This window comes from Mucilaginibacter sp. (assembly GCF_041088075.1).
Classification (GTDB): domain Bacteria; phylum Bacteroidota; class Bacteroidia; order Sphingobacteriales; family Sphingobacteriaceae; genus Mucilaginibacter_A.
Window position 1 is genome coordinate 58,501 of sequence record NZ_JBGCVY010000026.1, and the last position, 18,375, is coordinate 76,875.

Below are 18,375 nucleotides of genomic sequence, written 5' to 3' on the forward strand. Positions count from 1 at the left end.
ATTGTTATTAACCGGCCTTTAATTTTTTGTTAAGAAATGATGAATAAAAACAGCATCACAAAAACCATTGCATCACCGTTTCTTTCGGCGGGATGGCGATGTCTAATTTTAGCTTTTTACGCATTCCGCCCAGATCGTTAAATACTTTGTTTGGCACGGCTTTTTGCAGTTCTTCCACTGTGTTAAAACCCATTTTTTGGATTACCGGAACCCACTCAGCCGGAACACCAATTTTCACAAAATCTTCTGTGGAAGAAATGTTGGCTTTCTTTTCCGGCCGCATTTGCGGAAAAAATAAAACTTCCTGGATGGTATTTTGGTTGGTCATTAGCATCACCAAACGGTCAATCCCAATTCCCAATCCGGCGGTTGGCGGCATGCCGTATTCTAATGAACGAAGGAAATCTTCATCCACCACCATCGCTTCTTCATCACCGCGGCTGGCCAGCAACAATTGTTCTTCAAAACGTTCGCGCTGATCAATCGGATCGTTCAATTCCGAATAAGCGTTTGCAATTTCTTTTCCGTTGACAAACAGTTCAAAACGCTCTACCAAACCTTCTTTTGTGCGGTGTTTTTTGGCGAGCGGCGTCATTTCGATCGGATAATCGGTAATATAAGTTGGCTGAGTGAGTTGCGCTTCCACTTTTTCGCTGAAAATTTCATCAATCAGTTTCCCTTTTCCCATCGAAGCATCCACTTCAATTTGCAGGTTTTTGCAGGTTTCTCTTAACGCTGTTTCGTCCATTTTAGAAACATCTATCTCGGTAAATTTCAGGATAGAATCATACATAGACAATTTTTCATAAGGGCCGGCAAATTCAATTTCATTTTGCCCGACTTGTATTTTCGTTTTTCCGTGGATGGCTAAGGCAACTTTTTCCAGGCATTCTTCTACCATACCCATCATCCAGATATAATCCTGGTAAGCCACGTAAATTTCCAAACCAGTAAATTCCGGGTTGTGCGTGCGGTCCATGCCTTCGTTGCGGAACATTTTGCCGAATTCGTACACGCCGTCAAAACCGGCAACAATCAGTTTTTTCAGGTACAACTCGTTTGCAATCCGCAGAAAAAGCGGGACATCCAAGGCATTATGATGTGTTTTAAACGGACGCGCAGCAGCACCCCCATGCACCGATTGTAAAATGGGCGTTTCTACTTCCATCCAGCCTTTGCTGTCGAAGTAGCCGCGCATCGTTTTAACCACTTTAGAGCGATTGATAAAGATTTCTTTAAACTCAGGGTTTACGGTCAAATCCACATAACGTTGACGGTAACGCAATTCCGGGTCGGTAAAACTGTCGTAAATGTGGCCGTCTTCGTCGCGTTTAACAACCGGCAATGGTTTTAAGGATTTGGAAAGGATGGTCATTTCCTGTACATGCACCGAAATTTCTCCGGTTTGCGTGGTAAAAACGAAACCTTTTATGCCCAGAAAATCGCCAATATCCAATAGCTTTTTAAAAACCGTATTGTACAACGTTTTGTCCTCGCCCGGAGAAATATCGTCCCGTTTGATATAAACCTGAATGCGGCCGGTCGAATCCTGCAACTCCGCAAAAGAAGCACTGCCCATAATGCGTCGGCTCATGATACGGCCGGCAATTTGCACCTGCTGGTATTGATCGGGGTGCAGCTTGTAGTTCTGCAAAATATCCTGCGCCGTGGTTGTAACCGCAAAAGCTTCGGCCGGATAAGGGTTGATGCCGAGGCTGCGTATATTTTGAAGTGCCTCGCGGCGAAGGGTTTCCTGTTCGGATAAATTTGTACTCATATCTTACCAATAACTGTATTGGCAAAAATAGGTTTTAATGCTAATTTTTAGGGGATAAAAGAAGTATAAATGAAAGCTTTGTACTAAAGATGCTTTAAACGACGAATTACATCAGTTTAACAATGGCTAACATCGCTGCCAATTGTCCAACCCAAAAGATAAACATCCATTTAATCATGTCTGTCTTATCCTCTTTTGTTAGAAAAATATCTTTTTTTGAGTTGATTTTTTCTTCAGATTTTTGTTCAAAATACTCAATTACAGTTTGGGCTTCTGCTTCGCCTAATTTTCTTTTAAAAATCTCGTAAACTTTTAATTCGTTAGTACTCATAACTGTTTAACTATTTCATACAAAATTAGTTTAAATTATTGATTTTGTTTGAAATACTTCTTTTATCCCTTAAATTTCAATGTCCGTTTTCGTATAGAAAGTTATTGTTATGAAAATTGAAATGATTGTTGAAAAAACCAAAACGGGCTATTCTGCTTATGCCGAAAAATATCCGGTTTACACAGTTGACACTACTTTGGAGGAATTGAAAGTTAATATGCTGGAAGCACTGAATCTTTACTTTAAAGAACAAGGCAAAACTATAACCGAAACAGATTTAAAAGTAACACTTGATTTGCCGCAATTCTTTGAATTTTATAACGTCATAAATGCCAAAGCACTATCAGAACGCATAGGCATGAACCAAAGCCTTTTGGCGCAATATATTAAAGGCATCAAAAAACCATCAGCTAATCAAACACAAAGGATATTGCAGGGCGTGCAACAAATTGGGCGTGAGTTGGCGGAGATTCGTTTTTTGCTTTGAAATTTAACTTGTAATCATCTAACAAAGTTACTTCAATATAAGATAACAAGATTGAATATCTGAACTCGAACAAACTGAGTGCAAATCCAAATCAGAAAATGTTTTGTTTTTTTTCTTTAAAAGCTAAATAAACTTAATGATTTTTATGCCATAAAAGAAGCATGGTAACAATAGATAAATTTTTTTATTGCAGTATAAAGAACAAGCATTTATTGCAAACAGCACAAAATCCAATTTTAAGTTTAAAAGATACTATACTTGTACCTGATAAACCAATGAAAGGGCATGAGGTGTTATATTGGCCCTTGTCATTTGTAAACCTGATTAAATTGTCTGCTTCGAATAAACCAGTTAAAAAGTATCATTACATAGATGCTTTGCGTGGTATTGCTATCATTGGCGTAATACTTATCCATGCTGGGGAAATGCAAAAAAGCGTTTTCTTAGAAAGCAAAACCAAGTATGGACAGCTTGGGGTACAACTTTTCTTTGTTGCATCTGCTTTAACATTGTGCCTTTCAATGGAAAAAAGGGGATACAATTGGACGGAAATAAAAGGTTTTTTTATCCGTAGATATTTTAGGATTGCGCCACTATACTATACCGGGATATTAATATATTTAGGTATAAACCTGTTGCTGGCCAGCCTTCAAATGCCCAATGGTTTAAATAACTATTCTTTAAAAGGTATATCAGCAAATGTATTGTTTGTACATGGTTTTGTGCCAGCTTATAACAATAATATAGTTCCGGGAGGATGGTCTATTGGGGCCGAAATGGCTTTTTATTGTATTTTTCCGTTACTCTATATTTGGTTGAATCGTAAAACAGCCAGGTATATATTTAAAGTATTGATGGGTTATGTATTGTTATCTTTATTGATAATTGTATCGTTAAACTTGTATGGTCATCTTAGGTTTATCTACAAGAATAATTTTTACTATAACAACCTTTTTAACCAATTACCGGTTTTTTTGTGGGGCTTTTTATTGTACAAAGATGTAAAGGGCAATCTTATTAAAAAACAAATTTACAATCTTGTTTTATTTCTTGCCGGTTTATTGGGGATCTATATAAATTGAAAATACAGTTGGTCGTTTTCATTTTATTTGATTCCAGCATTTGCCGGTATGGCTTTTTTTTCCTTGGGTTCTTTTTTAAAAAGCTTCTATTTCAGGATTCCCATTTTAGAACGGATTGGCCAGCTTAGTTTTTCTATTTACATTTTACATTGGATTACAGTTTGGTATATCTTTCCCAATTTAAACGAGTACTTCGATAATAGAATTACCAAAAACCTTTATATCGGTTTCACCAGCGACTTCTTACTAACCTTGACAATTTCTTTTGTACTTGCCAAAATAACCGAAAAGTATATTGAAAATCCGGGTATTTCATTAGCAAACAAATTGTTAAAAAGAAGACAATAACAGCTATAAGTAGATACTAATTTTTTGGTGGTAAAAGAAGTATCAATAGAAAATGAAGTATTTTAAAATTTTATCTTTACGTTTTTTTGATACTTTTTTTATGCCTTAAATTTCAATGTTCGTTTTTTATATAACAAGTTGTAGTTACGAAAATTGAAATGATTGTTGAAAAAATCAAAACTGAATATACTACTTATGCTGAAAAATATCTGGTTTATACGGTTGGTACAACTTTAGAAGGATTAAAAGCTAAAATGCTGGAAGCCATTAACCTTTATTTTGAGAAACAAGACAAAACTATAATAGAAACGGATTTAAAATTATCTTTAGATTTGCCGCAATTTTTTGAGTTTTACAATGTCATAAATGCCAAAGGCACTTTCAGAACGCATAGGCATGAACCAAAGCCTTTTGGCGCAATATATTAAAGGCATCAAAAAGCCATCAGCTAATCAAACACAAAGGATATTGCAAGGCCGGCAACAGATTGGGCGGGAACTTGCTGAAATTTATTTTTTGCTTTGATATTGTATTAAATTAAAAAGTTTAGCAGGAAATTCAAGGAAAGTGATTGGGTAATCTAACTGATTCCAATCTTATTTATAGCTATTAATCAAACTTTTAACAAAGTTTGGAAAGTTAGTTTTATTGATGTGTATAATATTTTCAATTTGTTGAAAGTACGAATCTTCATCCTTTGTAAGTTTAAACAATTGCAAAATACTTCCAAAGCCTTTTTTTGATTCTATTTCTTTGCAGATCAATCCACTTACAATATACGTAAATGGTACGCCACCCTGAACTCTGCTGAAATTCGTAAATAATTTAATTACATCTGATGTTGGATTTGCTTTTAAATATTCATCAGCCACTTGAGCTAATTCATTTATATTTTTTCCTCCACTACCTCCTATATATGTTGCGTAACCTTCATCAACAATTCTGTTGTACTCTGGAAATAATTTGTGAGTGTAAAAGTGTACTACTTCGTGCTGATATAACTCTGAATTGTTTCCTGCTAATAACGTATTATGCCAAGATTCAGCAATACCTCCACTCGTTGAATAATACATGTTTGGAATATAATCGCATCCTAATAATTTAAATAATTGCTCTGGATTGTAACATTTGTAATAAGTCAGTGGTATTACTGCAGAATTAAATTTTTTTGCAAAATCAATATTAAATTTATCTAACTCTCTTGCTTTTTCTAAATTTAACTTGTTAGGAAATATATATTTAATTGATCCTACTTGTTGCGTATTCCAGTTTTTTGAATTGTAATTTATAGAATTAGAAAATAGATACTTATCATTAACTTTGTCTAAGATTAAAGTGTAAGTAAATAAATGGTCTTGAGAACCATCATTGTTAGTGCTTAAAAAAGATATTTTAATTAAATATTGATTTTCTTGCAATGGAAGAACAGCTAACAAAGTTGGCTGATATCCTTTTTTTTCTTTGTTTACTCTTTCAAAGTTGTTGAGCCAAAAAAAGGGTTCTACGTTCTCTTTTAAAATTGCAGAATTGGTCAATACGTCACGATTATGATCATTACTCTTTAAAAATACATCCAATGATTTTAGAATTTCGTTAGATTTTACTGAATCAAGTAAGTAGGTTGCATCTTTTTGGATATGAAAATTTACTAAGTTTGATTGGGGAAAACTAGTTTTAACAATTAATAAGAAAATAATAAATAAAGAAATTTTCATCATAATTGATATGGTTTTTTAAGTAGTTGTATGTATAAGGCAATACACAATATAAATGGTTTAAAATGCTTCTTTTACCACTAAAAATTCCATCACATCAAATCCGCTTCCTGCAAATACAAATTATCAATATCCGTCGCATACTTCTTCTCAATTACCTTTCTTTTCGCTTTTAAAGTAGGCGTAATTTCACCGGCTTCCATACTAAAAGAGTTGCGTTTTACTTTAAAGTTTTTAATGCGCTCAAACTTGGCCAGTTCGTTGGAAAGCTTTTTTACATCTTCGTTGATCCAATCAATAACCGGTTGTTCTTCAATAAAAACATCAGGTTTTTCAAAAAAGGCTTCGTCCAGGTTAAAGGTTTCCTGCAATAATTCTTTGGCAGGAATGATGAAAGCCGTAACATATTCGCGCTTATCGCCAATTAAAAAAACGCCTTCAATTTTCGGGCTTTTTAAATACGTGTTCTCAACCGGCGTTGGATATACATTTTTACCAAAAGAATTGACCAGCATGTTTTTTAAACGGTCGGTAATTTGCAGGTTGCCTTTGTAAAAGCGGCCTATGTCGCCGGTGTGGAACCAACAATCTTCGTCAATTACGTTGCGGGTTTCTTCGGGTTTGTTCCAGTATCCTTTCATCACGCAATGGCCGCGCACAATAATCTCGCCTTCTTCCGATTGAAAATCCGGTTTAAAAGTTTCGTGTGTTTGGATGGTATAAATTTTATGCGTGTCAATATTTTGGATAGCCACTTCTATCCGCGGAATAATCCGTCCAACCGTTCCGTAAACTTGCCGGTTATATTCGGTTACGGCCATCACGGGCGAAGTTTCTGTCAGCCCAAAACCTTCCAATACTTTAATGCCCAGATCACCAAAAAACTCTCCAATGTTTTTTGGTAAAGCACCTCCGCCCGAAAGCATAAACTTTAACCTTCCGCCGGTTTTTTCTTTGATCTTGCTGAAAACTAATTTTTCGGCCAGGTTTTTTTCGGTGGTTAAAATGATACCGGGTTTTTTGCCTGCTTCTTTTACCAGCCTAAATTTGCGGCCTTTATCCAACGACCATAAAAAAAGCTTGGTTTTAATGCCGCCTGCTGCTTGTCCGCTTTTCATGGCGCGGTCATGTATCCGTTCCAATAAACGCGGTACGCAGCTCATTACGGTTGGCTGTATTTCGGCCATATTCTTCGCCAGCAATTCTAAACTTTGGGCAAATGCAATCCTGGAACCGGTTGCCAAACAAACATGGTACGTAGCCGTACGTTCAAAAACATGCGAAAGCGGCAAAAAAGAAAGGAAAACATCATCCTGGGTAATCACCGTAATCTGATCTAAACTTGCACGTACGTTTTGGGTAAAATTATGGTGCGTCAACATCACGCCTTTTGGCGTTCCTGTGGTGCCCGAAGTATAAATCAAAGAAGAAATATCGGTAGGCAAAATACTTTCCCGGCAACTGTTGATTGTTTGTTTGTATTGATTGTAAACGCGTTTGCCTTCTTCAATCAAAGCATTTAAGGAGATGATACCCGTATTAAACTTTGATTTTTCGGTAAACTTTTGATAATCATCGAAAATGGGGATGATGCGGATCAATTCGGCACAACTATTCGCAATCTTTAAGATTTTTTTGAGCAGAAACGGGCTGCCGATTAACAAAGTCCTTGCGCCCGAATCATTCAAAATATATTCAATTTCCGATTCGGAAAGGGTAGGATAGATGGAGGTATTGACCGCGCCAATCTGCTGCAACGCCTGATCGTAATACACATATTCCGGGCCGTTATCTAAAATTAAAGCCAATCGGTCGTTTTTCTTGATGCCAATATCCAAAAAATAAGCCGAAATGGCATTGATGTTTTCTAAAGCTTGTTTGTAAGTGATTTCTTCCCAGCGGTCATCTACTTTATGAGTCAGAAAAACAGTGTCTTCCGGATGAATGTTGTGGATAATATTTTGCAGAAGACTTGGAACGGTGGAGTGTTCGGTTACCGGGTTCATGAAGCAACAGGTTTACAAGGATAAATTTTAGACCATCAAACTTAAATGTATTAACGGTTAAAACAAAAAAAGGGATGCTAAAAGAAGCATCCCTTTTCAAATTATTTTTGTAATTTTCTTACACAGAAAAACTCTCTCCACAACCACAAGTTCGGCTGGCATTCGGGTTATGGAAGTTGAAGCCTTTTCCATTTAAACCATCAGAAAAATCAAGTTCGGTGCCGGCAAGGTAAAGGAAGGATTTCATATCCAAAGAAATCCGAATACCTTTATCTTCAAAAAACTGGTCGCCGGGCTTAATTTCATTGTCGAAATCAAGCTTGTAGGATAAACCCGAACAACCTCCTCCGGCAACAGAAACACGCAGAAAATAAGATTCGTTCAGGTTTGATGAACGGATTAGCTCTTCTACTTTACTTTTTGCTTTATCGGTTACGGTAATCATGGTATTAGTTTTTAGTATTTAGTAGAAAATATCAGGTATCAAGAATATGCCTCATATTAGCATGAGGTCTTGATACTAAATACTCGATACTTGCTACTAATTAATGGTGTACTTTCTCAGACTCAATCGGGGCAAGGCCATTTTTGACACGGAAATCATTGATAGCAGCTTTGATCGCATCTTCTGCCAAAACAGAACAATGGATTTTAACCGGCGGCAAAGCCAGTTCTTCCACAATGTCCATATTGTCAATTTTCATAGCATCGTCAATGCTTTTTCCTTTTAGCCATTCGGTGGCCAAAGAAGAAGAAGCAATAGCCGAACCGCAGCCAAAAGTTTTAAATTTTGCGTCTTTGATCACGTTGTTTTCGTCAACTTCAATTTGCAAACGCATTACGTCGCCGCATTCTGGTGCGCCAACCAACCCGGTTCCTACTTTGTTGCTGCTTTTATCCAAAGTTCCAACGTTGCGTGGGTTTGAATAATGATCAATTACTTTATCTGAATAAGCCATAGCTTTATGTTTTAATAGTTTTAATTAGTTCAAATATCCTGCCGCTCTGCATTTTTTGTCAGTTTGGCAATACTGTTTTTATCGGATAAAAATTAGTGTTCTGCCCACTCGATGGAATCCAGGTCAATGCCTTCTTTAAACATTTCCCAAAGCGGGGAAAGTTCGCGAAGGTGCGTTACGGCATTCCGGGTTACTTCAATGGCACGGTCAACTTCTTCTTCGGTCGTAAATCTACCCAAACCAAAACGGATGGAAGAGTGGGCCAAATCATCCGACAAACCTAAGCTTTTTAAAACGTAAGAAGGCTCTAAAGATGCCGAAGTACAAGCCGAACCGGAAGAAACAGCCAGGTCTTTCATCGCCATCATCAAACCTTCGCCTTCTACATATTTAAAAGAAATATTGGTGGTGTGCGGCAAACGGTGTTCGCGGTTTCCGTTGACATACGATTCTTCTAATTGCGTTAAAGCCGCTTCTAATTTATCGCGTAAAGCAGAAAGTCTTTTCGCATCCTGATCCATTTCTAAACGCGCCAGTTCGCAGGCTTTGCCTAAACCTACAATTCCGGGAACGTTTAACGTGCCCGAACGCATTCCGCGCTCGTGGCCGCCGCCGTCCATTTGTGCCGTAACTTTAACCCGAGGGTTTTTACGGCGGACATATAAAGCACCAACGCCTTTCGGGCCATACATCTTGTGTCCGGATAAAGCCAACAAATCAATGCCGTCTTCAATAACATTCACCGGGATTTTGCCAACCGCTTGTACAGCATCCGTCATAAACAACGCGCCAAAAGAATGTGCAATCCGGGCAATTTCTTTAACCGGTTGGATAACGCCAATTTCGTTGTTGCCATACATGATCGAAACCAGAATTGTTTCCTGCCTCATGGCGGCAACCAATTGTTCCAAATCAACTAAACCATCAGGTTTTGGGGTGAGATAAGTAACACGTGCACCTAATTTTTCCAAATGTTTACAAGCGTCTAAAACAGCTTTATGTTCGGTAGTCATGGTGATGATATGATTACCTTTTTCCTTGTACATTTCAAAAACACCTTTCAAAGCCAGGTTGTCAGATTCTGTAGCACCGGAAGTAAAAATAATTTCTTTTTCGTTTGCGCCAATCAACTGTGCAACCTGCTCGCGGGCGTAGTCAACAGCTTCTTCGGCAACCCATCCAAAAGCGTGGTTGCGGCTGGATGCATTGCCAAATTTTTGCACAAAATACGGAACCATTGCATCCAAAACCCGTGGGTCCATCGGCGTAGTGGCGTTGTTATCGAGATAGATAGGAAGATCCATGTTCTTAATTAGATTAAGTATAAATGTTGATGCAAATATATTAAATGTTTTAGCTAAAATTTCCAAAAACATTAGTAAAATCAGCTTTCAAAGTCATGTTCCTGCAATATTAAAAACGCTGAAACTGCTTTGGTTTTGAAGTTGAAATTTAAACAATTTATACTTCAATTGGTGTTATTTTGTAACGGCATTTTTTTTTAGTGGTAAAAGAAGTATATTTGCGCCTGTTTTTGAAACAACCCTACCGAAATGAAAAAAGAAATTCACCCTTCCAACTATAGATTAGTGGTTTTTAAAGATATGTCTAACGATTATTCTTTTATCACTAAATCTTGTATTGATTCCAAAGAAACCGTTCAATGGGAAGACGGACAACAATATCCGTTGATCAAATTAGAAATTTCCCACACTTCGCACCCGTTTTATACCGGCAAAATGAAGTTGGTTGATACCGCCGGCCGGATTGATAAATTTCGTAACCGCTACAACAAAAAGTAACCCGTTTTTTAGATATTCAAAAGTCCCGGTTTTGCAACCGGGACTTTTTTTATTTTTGCTGAATGGGAATTGTTTTTTTTGACGGAGCAGCACATCAAACTTTATTGCCGCTTACGTTTACCCGTCCGGTTGCCGATTTGCGCATCGGTATGCTCACCATCGCCCAAAAATGGCAGCGGTATTTGAACCAGCCCGTTTCTTTTTTAACGCAAGAATATTTACAAACTAAGTTTCCGTTAGAAATTAATGATCAAAATTTGTTGATTAATGGTTGTGTCTGTCCGGACGAAACTTTGTTGGAAGCCGTAAATAAATTGCAGGAAGGCGAAGTTTTAAAGCAACAGGAATTCATCATCGCGGCAAAAGTTAAAGCAGGCGACGTTAAAAATTTTCAAACGCTACATGCTTCTTTTACCGGCATAAATTATGCCTCGGCTTTTGTAAAAATTACTTATCCCGAAGATATCTTCAGCAAAAACGATCAAGAGTTACGCAAAGATTTTGCCTTGCTAACCAAAGGAAAAACCAGTGCAAAAATCAGCCAAACCAATACCATTTTAGGCGACCAGTTTTTTGCAGAAGAAGGTGCAGCGGCCGAATGTGCCACGTTTAATACGCGTTTAGGCCCGGTTTACCTCAGCAAAAATTCTGAAGTTTTTGAAGGCGCCAATATTCGCGGCAGCTTTTTTTTGGGCGAATGTTCGCAGGTAAAAATGGGCGCCAAAATTTACAGCGGAACAACGATTGGTCCACATTCTACGGTTGGTGGCGAGATCAAAAATTCGGTGATTTGGGGCTATTCTTCCAAAGGCCACGAAGGTTATCTGGGAAATTCGGTTTTGGGCGAATGGTGCAATATCGGTGCCGATTCTAACAATTCCAATTTAAAAAATACGTATGCCGAAGTGAAATTGTGGGATTATCCAACGCAGAAACTTCGGAACACCAACCTACAGTTTTGCGGGTTGATCATGGCCGATCATGCCAAATGCGGCATCAACACGATGTTTAATACCGGAACCGTAGTTGGCGTAAGTGCCAATGTTTTCGGTGCCGGTTATCCGCCAAAATTTATTCCTGATTTTTCATGGGGCGGAATTCAATACACTGAAATTTATGCGATAAAAAAAGCATTAGAAACCGCCAAATTAGTTTTTGAACGCAAGAACAGAAGTTTCGGCGAAGCAGAAGCTGAAATTTTAAAACATATATTTGAACTGACAAACCCTACACCATTAAAATTAATATGAGACAAAAAATTGTTGCCGGCAACTGGAAAATGAACTTGGATTACAACGAAGGTTTATCCATTTTTTCTGAAATTATCAACATGGTAAACGATGAAGTTACCGGCAGGCAAAGCGTAATCGTTTGTTGCCCATACACTTACTTGCACAGCTTGTCGCAACTGGCCAAAAATCAGCCCAAGGTTTCTGTGGGCGCACAAAACTGCCATCAGGAAGATGCAGGCGCTTATACCGGCGAAATTTCGGCACGGATGATCAAATCTGTTGGCGCAGCATATGTGATTTTGGGCCATTCGGAACGCCGTCAGCATTTTGGCGAAACCAATTTGGTTCTATCGCAAAAAACAAACGCCGTATTGAGCAACAGTTTGAAACCGATTTTTTGTGTGGGCGAAACGTTGGAAGAACGCGAAAGCGGACAGTTTTTTGACGTGATCAAATCGCAAATCAGCGAAGGTTTGTTTCATTTGGATGCGCAGCAATTTGGCCAGGTTGTGTTGGCTTACGAACCGGTTTGGGCCATTGGCACCGGGAAAACAGCAACGGCGGCACAAGCGCAGGAAATCCATGCTTTTATCCGCAAAGAAATTGCAACCCAGTTTGGACAGCCGGTTGCAGATGAAACCACCGTTTTATATGGCGGAAGCTGCAACCCAAAAAACGCAAAAGAACTTTTCTCCCAACCGGATATTGACGGCGGCTTGATCGGTGGCGCATCTTTAAAATCAAGGGATTTTGTGGATGTGGTTAAAGCGTTTAATTAACTCAAGTTGTTAGTTAGGTATTATTTTGTCAAGTGTAAAAGCAAACACGAATAATGTAATTTTCAACAACCATCCTTTGAAAGTTACGGCATGAAGTTTTCTGAGAAACAATCCTTTGATCTCGCTAATTGTCGTTTCAATTCTTTTTCTCCTACATTCTTTTATAAAGGCTGCACTTACGCTGTCTGTTCTTTTTGCATTTGATTTTCTATGTACTTTCAGAGCGATCAGATCGGTTTCCATTAACTGGTCCTCGATCTCATAATTGGTATAAGCTGAATCAGCAAACACCTCGCTTTCGGCAGGCAGTTCCAACGGTAGTTTCTTCAAAGCCTGCGCGTCATGTTCACTACCCGGAACAAAACCGAACTCTACCGGAATACCATCTTTAGTAACCAGTAACTGTACTTTTACCCCATAAAAATAACGGCGCATACTGGTTTGTTTGCCATGCCATTGCTTGCCGGTTATTATTTTAGAATTCGCAATCCGGATATTATCGCAGACTGCCACCGGAAACGAATCGAGCACGTAGCTCATCTCACAACTGATATATTTGAAATAATAACCGATCTGCATGAAAAGGCTGTATATAAGCTCTGCAACCTGATGTAGCCTGCGGTTAAAACGGCTTTTATCCAGCATTCCCGGTATCATTCCTGTCATTTTCATAAACTGCCTTGCCTTATCCTGATGACCTCCAAAATACAACGACGATACAACTGCCGTAGTGATGATCTCACTGTCGCTTACCTGCCTTCGACCGTCTTCATAATGATTACTTGTTTTCAATAAATCATCTATAAAACAAAATATTCCTATAATTTTATCCTTTGTAAGCATCATCATCGGTTCTTTAGTTGTGGTAAACCAAAGTTCTTGTTTTTGATGCTTACTTATTTATCCCTTTATTAGCAACTTGAGTTAATTAGTAGCAAGTATTTAATCTCAAGTATCAAGATTTGGCGGATTACACAGATACTGTTTTTAATGGTGCAATTTACTTAATACTAAATACTTGATACTTCCTTCAACATGAATTACATCGAACTCCTCTTCACCACGCTTTACCAGGAAGATTTTCAGCAGGATTTGCTGATGAACGCTTTGGCAGAAGCTGGTTTTGATACGTTTGAAGAAGTTGATTTCGGGTTTAAAGCTTACATTCCAGCCGCTAATTTTGATAAGGAAGATTTGGACGAAACTTTGGAACCATTGCACCAAATTTTAACTTTTTCTTACGAAGTCAATTTGATTCCGCACAAAAACTGGAACGCGGTTTGGGAAAGCAATTTCCAGCCAATCCAAATCAAAGACCAGATTTGGGTACGTGCCACTTTCCACGAACCGCGCCTGGATTTCCCGTTTGAAATTGTGATTGACCCGAAAATGGCTTTTGGCACCGGCCATCATCAAACCACTTCCATGATGATGGATTTTATGCTGGATACTGTTTTTACCGGCAAAAAAGTGTTGGACATGGGCTGCGGCACGGGCATCCTCGCTATTTTGGCTTCCAAAAAAGGCGCGGCAGAAATCACTGCGATTGATAACGATCCGATTTGCTGCGAAAGCACAATCGAAAACGCCGTCCTAAATTCAGTTGAAAATATTGCTGTTTTTTGCGGGTCAAAAGAAGCCATCCCCAACGAAACTTTTGATGTTATCCTCGCCAATATCAACCGTAATATTTTGTTGGACCAGATGGAAACCTACGCGCAACGCCTTTCATCAAACGGCCAGCTTTTTTTAAGCGGTTTTTACGAAAACCCGGATTTGAACCTATTAAAATCTGAAGCCGAAAAATACAGTTTACAATTTTTAGTAAAGAAGAAAATGCAGGATTGGGTTTCTGCAAAATTTATTCGTTAAGGTAATGTAATTTTCTCTTGATGCTATTTTTATAGCCCAAACTTTATTCTTATAATTATAAATTAAATTGCTAAGGCTTTTACATGAAAATACATTTCATTGCTATGGGCGGAAGTGCGATGCACAACCTGGCCATTGCTTTGCACAAAAAAGGTTTTACGGTAACCGGTTCTGATGATGTTTTTACCGAACCATCAAAATCAAGGCTGGATAAATACGGTCTGCTTCCCGCAAATTCTGGTTGGGACGAGCAAAATATTACGCCCGGTTTGGATGCCGTAATTTTAGGGATGCACGCCAAAGCCGATAACCCGGAACTGCTGAAAGCGCAAAACCTGGGCATCAAAATATATTCTTACCCGGAATATGTTTACGAACAAGCTAAAAATAAAACGCGCGTAGTAATCGGAGGGAGCCACGGCAAAACCACCATCACTTCCATGGTTTTACATGTGCTAAAAGAAGCATCGCTGGATTTTGATTATCTGGTTGGCGCGCAATTGGATGGTTTTGATACGATGGTCAAAATTACAAACGAAGCGCCACTGATGGTAATTGAAGGCGATGAATATTTGTCTTCGCCGATTGACCCAAGGCCGAAATTTCATTTGTACAAAGCCAATATTGCGGTCATCAGCGGCATTGCCTGGGACCATATCAACGTTTTCCCGACTTTTGAAAATTATGCAGAACAGTTTTCGATTTTTATTGACACGATTGAAAAAGGCGGCGAATTGATTTATTGCGAAGAAGACAAGGTGCTGAAAAATCTGGTCGAAAACCATCCAACCGAAATCAAAAAAGTTGCTTACCGCTTGCCTCAGCATAAAATCAAAAACGGTATCACTATATTGATCAACAACAATCAGGAATATCCTTTGCAGGTTTTTGGCGATCATAATTTGTTGAATTTGGAAGCGGCAAAAGCAGTATGTATGGCACTACAAATTGATGAGGGGGTTTTTTATAAAGCCATCACTGGTTTTAAAGGAGCGGCAAAACGTTTGGAACTGATTGGCAGCAACGGCCGTACAAATATTTATAAAGATTTTGCGCACTCGCCATCCAAACTTTTGGCTACGATAAAAGCAGTAAAAGGCCAGTTTCCCGAAAGGAAATTAATAGCTTGTATCGAGCTGCATACATTCAGCAGTTTGAACAAAAAGTTTTTGCAGGAATACGCAGGAACGATGGACGAAGCAGACGAGGCGATTGTGTTTATAGACCGGCATACTTTTGTGCAAAAAAATATGGAACCTTATGAAAATACGGTGGTAAAAGAAGCATTTGAGAAACAAGATTTAATATTTTTCGACGATGCGAATTTATTGTTCCGGTATCTAAACCAATTAAATTTTAAGGACAGTAATTTATTAATGATGAGTTCGGGGACTTTCGCAGGCTCAGACATGGCAAAACTTACGGAAAATATATTAGAGAACAATTAAAAAATAAATATTATAATAACTAATTATCAGAATAGCCGTATAAAATGTTGTATTATAAATCGCTTTCAATTATAAATTAAGCAGTATGAAATCTTTAGGAAAAAAAATTAGGTTGTTACGCCATCAAAAAGGTTGGAGCCAGGAAGATGTTGCCAAACAGTTGGACATATCCATTCCTGCGTTTTCAAAAATCGAAACCGGTATTACGGATATTAATCTATCCCGGCTGGAGCAGATTTCAAAATTGTACGAAATGACGATCGTTCAATTGTTGACTTTTAACGATGCGGAGCAAGAGCAAAAATCAGCATCGGAGATTGAATCTATCCAGAAAAAACTGGTAGAGCGCGAAGCAGAAGTGATTGACCTGCAAAAAAAGGTGATTGAACTGTACGAGGAATTAAGACACCCGAAGGCTATGGCCTAAGCTGTACTTTTGGTGGTTTCCGATTGTGTTTATTTAAACAAATAGCGCATCGTAACATGCCTTTTTCCAAATTTTACATTCATAGCTTCATGCAGGGCGAGCATTTTTGTGTTAAAATCTCCAACCCACGAAAGTTCCAGCTCATGGTACTGGTTTAAGGGGTACACATATTCTTTCAGTTTGATAAATATGGCTGATTCTAAACCGTGTTTCTGGAATTTTTGCTTCGTCCCCATCACCACTGCCCTCATCCTGTTTACGCCGCGGTACCTGCGGTAAAGGAATTTTAGTTTGCCAATCAGGTTTAATTTGCCGTTCAGGCCTTTTATCATCTGGTTGGCATCTGGTAAAATAAGTATAAACGCGGCTGGTTCATTGTTAATGTAGGCAAACCAAATCAATTTTGGGTCCATGATCGCTTTCATTTTCTCGAAGCTCTCCAGGATAGTTTGCTTGTTGATGGGCGTAAAACCAGTAAAGTCATGCCAGGCATCGTTATAGATTTCGATGAAATCGGCCGCAAATCTGTCTATTTTTTTAACGTCAAAACTCCTGAAATCATAGCCCGGCTTTTTGGCCACCCAATTGGCTATTTGCGTAAAACGGTCAGGAAAAGGTTTGTAAACTTCTAAATGGTTGGTAATCTGATCATACAAGGTATAAAAGCCGTAATGGTCAAAAAAAGCCTTATAATAAGGGTGATGGTAGTTCATGCCGTAGGAGGGCTGCGTAAAACCTTCGATCAGCAAGCCCCAAAAGCTGTCGTTTTCGCCGAAATTAATTGGGCCGTCCATAGCTTCCATGCCCTGGTTTTTTAACCATTCTTTAGCGGTATCAAACAATAAAAAGGCAACTTTTTCATTATTGATGCTTTCGAAAAAACCCATCCCACCGGTTGGCTGCTCGTTTTGGTAAGCCTTTTTTTCGTTGATAAAAGCAGCAATACGGCCAATTAATTTTCCGCTGTCATCTTTCACAATCCAACGGGTACATTTTCCGTGCGCAAAAAAATTATTTTTTTTTGGGTCGAAAACGGCTTCTACGTTTTCATCCAAAGGGCAAACCCAATTCGGATCGTTCTTGTAAATGATCCTGGCAACATCTAAAAACGCTTTCCGGCTTTTTTTATCCAGCACTTCTGTTATAACCATCTTAATATCTTAAAATTCAAAGGTAATTAAAGCAGGTGCTTTTTGGCGTATTTTATTACATACTGTTTTTATGCCTGATATTTTTGCTTTTGCTGCTTTTGTGTTGTTGCAATTATTGGTAACAACACAAAAATTAAATATTTTTTTAAGTATGACTATCCGTAATTTGTACCAACGATAAATAATGCTTAAATTTAGTAGAAAAAAGGGGATAAAATGAACATAGACGAATTTAGCAAAAAGTATCCTGACGAGTCCAGTTGTATAGAAGCTGTAAGGGAAAAACGTTTATCGATGGGGGTAAAATGCAAAAAATGCGGTCATACAGAACATTATTTTAGAAAAGGGGACTTAAAGTTTGAATGTAAGAAGTGCCATAGCCGCCAGGGCCTGCGTGCAGGGACGGTGATGGAAAACACGAACCTGCCCATCCGGTACTGGCTAATGGCCATACATTTGATGACGGTGACCAAGAAAGGGTTTTCGGCACTCGAAATGCAGCGGCTGATCGGTCATAAACGATATGAACCGATCTGGTATATGATGCACAAGACCCGCCGGGTGATGGGCAAAAGGGACGATAAGTATCAGTTGAGCGGTTACATCGAAATAGATGAAGGCTTTTTTGAACGGGCGGACAATAAGGACGTTATCGCTGAAAACAAGCAAAAACAGGCATCGGACGATGAAAAGAAGAACAAACGCGGCCGTGGAAGTGAAAGGCAAACCAAGGTATTGGTCATGGTAGAATCCAAGCCTGTTGGAGGCGAAGCGAAAAAGGGAAAGCCGGCCCGCAAAGCCGGTTACCTGAAAATGAAGGTGATGGAAGGTTTGAAAGCAGACAGCATCAACCAGGCAATTGGTAAGAATGTGGGGCCCGGCGCAACGGCCCAAACAGACGGTTACAGGGGATACAACAAGCTTAAAGAGCTATTGGCAGGCCACCAGGCAGTCGTTGA

Annotated in this window: 18 protein-coding genes and 1 pseudogene; 10 read left to right on the plus strand and 9 right to left on the minus strand. The window is 38.7% G+C overall.

The window, feature by feature from the left end:
* Positions 1–55 precede the first annotated feature (55 nt).
* Both lysS and V5804_RS05885 read right to left on the minus strand, forming a co-directional pair.
* A complete protein-coding gene (gene lysS / locus V5804_RS05880) occupies positions 56–1,777 on the minus strand; it encodes a lysine--tRNA ligase (RefSeq protein ID WP_369590451.1) in 1,722 nt (573 codons plus the stop codon).
* A gap of 106 nt (positions 1,778–1,883) precedes the next feature.
* Complete coding sequence (locus V5804_RS05885) at positions 1,884–2,108, minus strand: hypothetical protein (protein ID WP_369590452.1); 225 nt, start codon at positions 2,106–2,108, stop codon at positions 1,884–1,886.
* Between the two features lie 109 nt (positions 2,109–2,217).
* Here V5804_RS05885 and V5804_RS05890 point away from each other — a divergent pair, with 109 nt between their 5' ends.
* From V5804_RS05890 to V5804_RS05900, 3 genes and pseudogenes are all read left to right on the plus strand, one after another.
* Entirely contained in the window at positions 2,218–2,595 is a 378-nt protein-coding gene (locus tag V5804_RS05890) for a hypothetical protein (RefSeq protein WP_369590453.1), read from the plus strand.
* 275 nt (positions 2,596–2,870) lie between these two features.
* Positions 2,871–4,025: pseudogene (locus V5804_RS05895) on the plus strand (acyltransferase family protein).
* Positions 4,026–4,183: 158 nt separating this feature from the next.
* Positions 4,184–4,453 (plus strand): hypothetical protein, encoded by a 270-nt coding sequence (locus tag V5804_RS05900; RefSeq protein WP_369590454.1) that lies wholly within the window; start codon positions 4,184–4,186, stop codon positions 4,451–4,453.
* A 168-nt stretch (positions 4,454–4,621) separates the two neighbouring features.
* On the opposite strand, the gene V5804_RS05905 is transcribed toward V5804_RS05900, so the two are convergent.
* From V5804_RS05905 to V5804_RS05925, 5 genes are all read right to left on the minus strand, one after another.
* Entirely contained in the window at positions 4,622–5,743 is a 1,122-nt protein-coding gene (locus V5804_RS05905) for a hypothetical protein (protein ID WP_369590455.1), read from the minus strand.
* An 89-nt stretch (positions 5,744–5,832) separates the two neighbouring features.
* Positions 5,833–7,746 carry a long-chain fatty acid--CoA ligase gene (locus tag V5804_RS05910; RefSeq protein WP_369590456.1) on the minus strand — a complete coding sequence of 638 codons (1,914 nt, stop codon included), beginning with the start codon at positions 7,744–7,746 and terminating at the stop codon, positions 5,833–5,835.
* A gap of 118 nt (positions 7,747–7,864) precedes the next feature.
* The gene (locus V5804_RS05915) at positions 7,865–8,191 is read right to left on the minus strand and encodes an iron-sulfur cluster assembly accessory protein (RefSeq protein ID WP_299291925.1); all 327 of its coding nucleotides are present in this window, start codon (positions 8,189–8,191) and stop codon (positions 7,865–7,867) included.
* A gap of 100 nt (positions 8,192–8,291) precedes the next feature.
* A complete protein-coding gene (gene iscU, locus V5804_RS05920; protein ID WP_369590457.1) occupies positions 8,292–8,705 on the minus strand; it encodes a Fe-S cluster assembly scaffold IscU in 414 nt (137 codons plus the stop codon).
* Positions 8,706–8,797: 92 nt separating this feature from the next.
* Positions 8,798–10,009 (minus strand): IscS subfamily cysteine desulfurase, encoded by a 1,212-nt coding sequence (locus tag V5804_RS05925; RefSeq protein WP_369590458.1) that lies wholly within the window; start codon positions 10,007–10,009, stop codon positions 8,798–8,800.
* A gap of 249 nt (positions 10,010–10,258) precedes the next feature.
* On the opposite strand from V5804_RS05925, the gene V5804_RS05930 reads away from it, so the two are divergent.
* The 3 genes from V5804_RS05930 to tpiA all read left to right on the plus strand — a co-directional run bounded on the left by V5804_RS05930 (position 10,259) and on the right by tpiA (position 12,518).
* Positions 10,259–10,507, plus strand: coding sequence for a type B 50S ribosomal protein L31 (locus tag V5804_RS05930; RefSeq protein ID WP_369590459.1), 249 nt, complete (start codon positions 10,259–10,261; stop codon positions 10,505–10,507).
* Positions 10,508–10,569: 62 nt separating this feature from the next.
* Entirely contained in the window at positions 10,570–11,757 is a 1,188-nt protein-coding gene (locus tag V5804_RS05935; protein ID WP_369590460.1) for a putative sugar nucleotidyl transferase, read from the plus strand.
* The gene (tpiA, locus tag V5804_RS05940; RefSeq protein WP_369590461.1) at positions 11,754–12,518 is read left to right on the plus strand and encodes a triose-phosphate isomerase; all 765 of its coding nucleotides are present in this window, start codon (positions 11,754–11,756) and stop codon (positions 12,516–12,518) included. The genes V5804_RS05935 and tpiA overlap by 4 nt, the downstream gene beginning before the upstream one ends.
* Positions 12,519–12,527: 9 nt before the next feature.
* Here the strand turns inward: tpiA and V5804_RS05945 are convergent, their stop codons facing one another.
* Positions 12,528–13,361 carry an IS982 family transposase gene (locus V5804_RS05945; protein ID WP_369590466.1) on the minus strand — a complete coding sequence of 278 codons (834 nt, stop codon included), beginning with the start codon at positions 13,359–13,361 and terminating at the stop codon, positions 12,528–12,530.
* A 192-nt stretch (positions 13,362–13,553) separates the two neighbouring features.
* Between V5804_RS05945 and prmA the strand changes: the two genes are divergently transcribed.
* The 3 genes from prmA (at position 13,554) to V5804_RS05960 (ending at position 16,265) form a co-directional block, all read left to right on the plus strand.
* Positions 13,554–14,390, plus strand: coding sequence for a 50S ribosomal protein L11 methyltransferase (gene prmA / locus V5804_RS05950; protein ID WP_369590462.1), 837 nt, complete (start codon positions 13,554–13,556; stop codon positions 14,388–14,390).
* An 83-nt stretch (positions 14,391–14,473) separates the two neighbouring features.
* Positions 14,474–15,838 (plus strand): UDP-N-acetylmuramate--L-alanine ligase, encoded by a 1,365-nt coding sequence (gene murC, locus V5804_RS05955; protein ID WP_369590463.1) that lies wholly within the window; start codon positions 14,474–14,476, stop codon positions 15,836–15,838.
* Between the two features lie 85 nt (positions 15,839–15,923).
* Positions 15,924–16,265, plus strand: coding sequence for a helix-turn-helix domain-containing protein (locus V5804_RS05960; RefSeq protein ID WP_299291909.1), 342 nt, complete (start codon positions 15,924–15,926; stop codon positions 16,263–16,265).
* A gap of 29 nt (positions 16,266–16,294) precedes the next feature.
* Here the strand turns inward: V5804_RS05960 and V5804_RS05965 are convergent, their stop codons facing one another.
* Entirely contained in the window at positions 16,295–17,416 is a 1,122-nt protein-coding gene (locus V5804_RS05965; RefSeq protein WP_369590464.1) for a GNAT family N-acetyltransferase, read from the minus strand.
* Positions 17,417–17,632: 216 nt separating this feature from the next.
* Here V5804_RS05965 and V5804_RS05970 point away from each other — a divergent pair.
* Positions 17,633–18,375: IS1595 family transposase (locus V5804_RS05970; protein WP_369590465.1), on the plus strand; the 743-nt coding region annotated here is incomplete at its 3' end.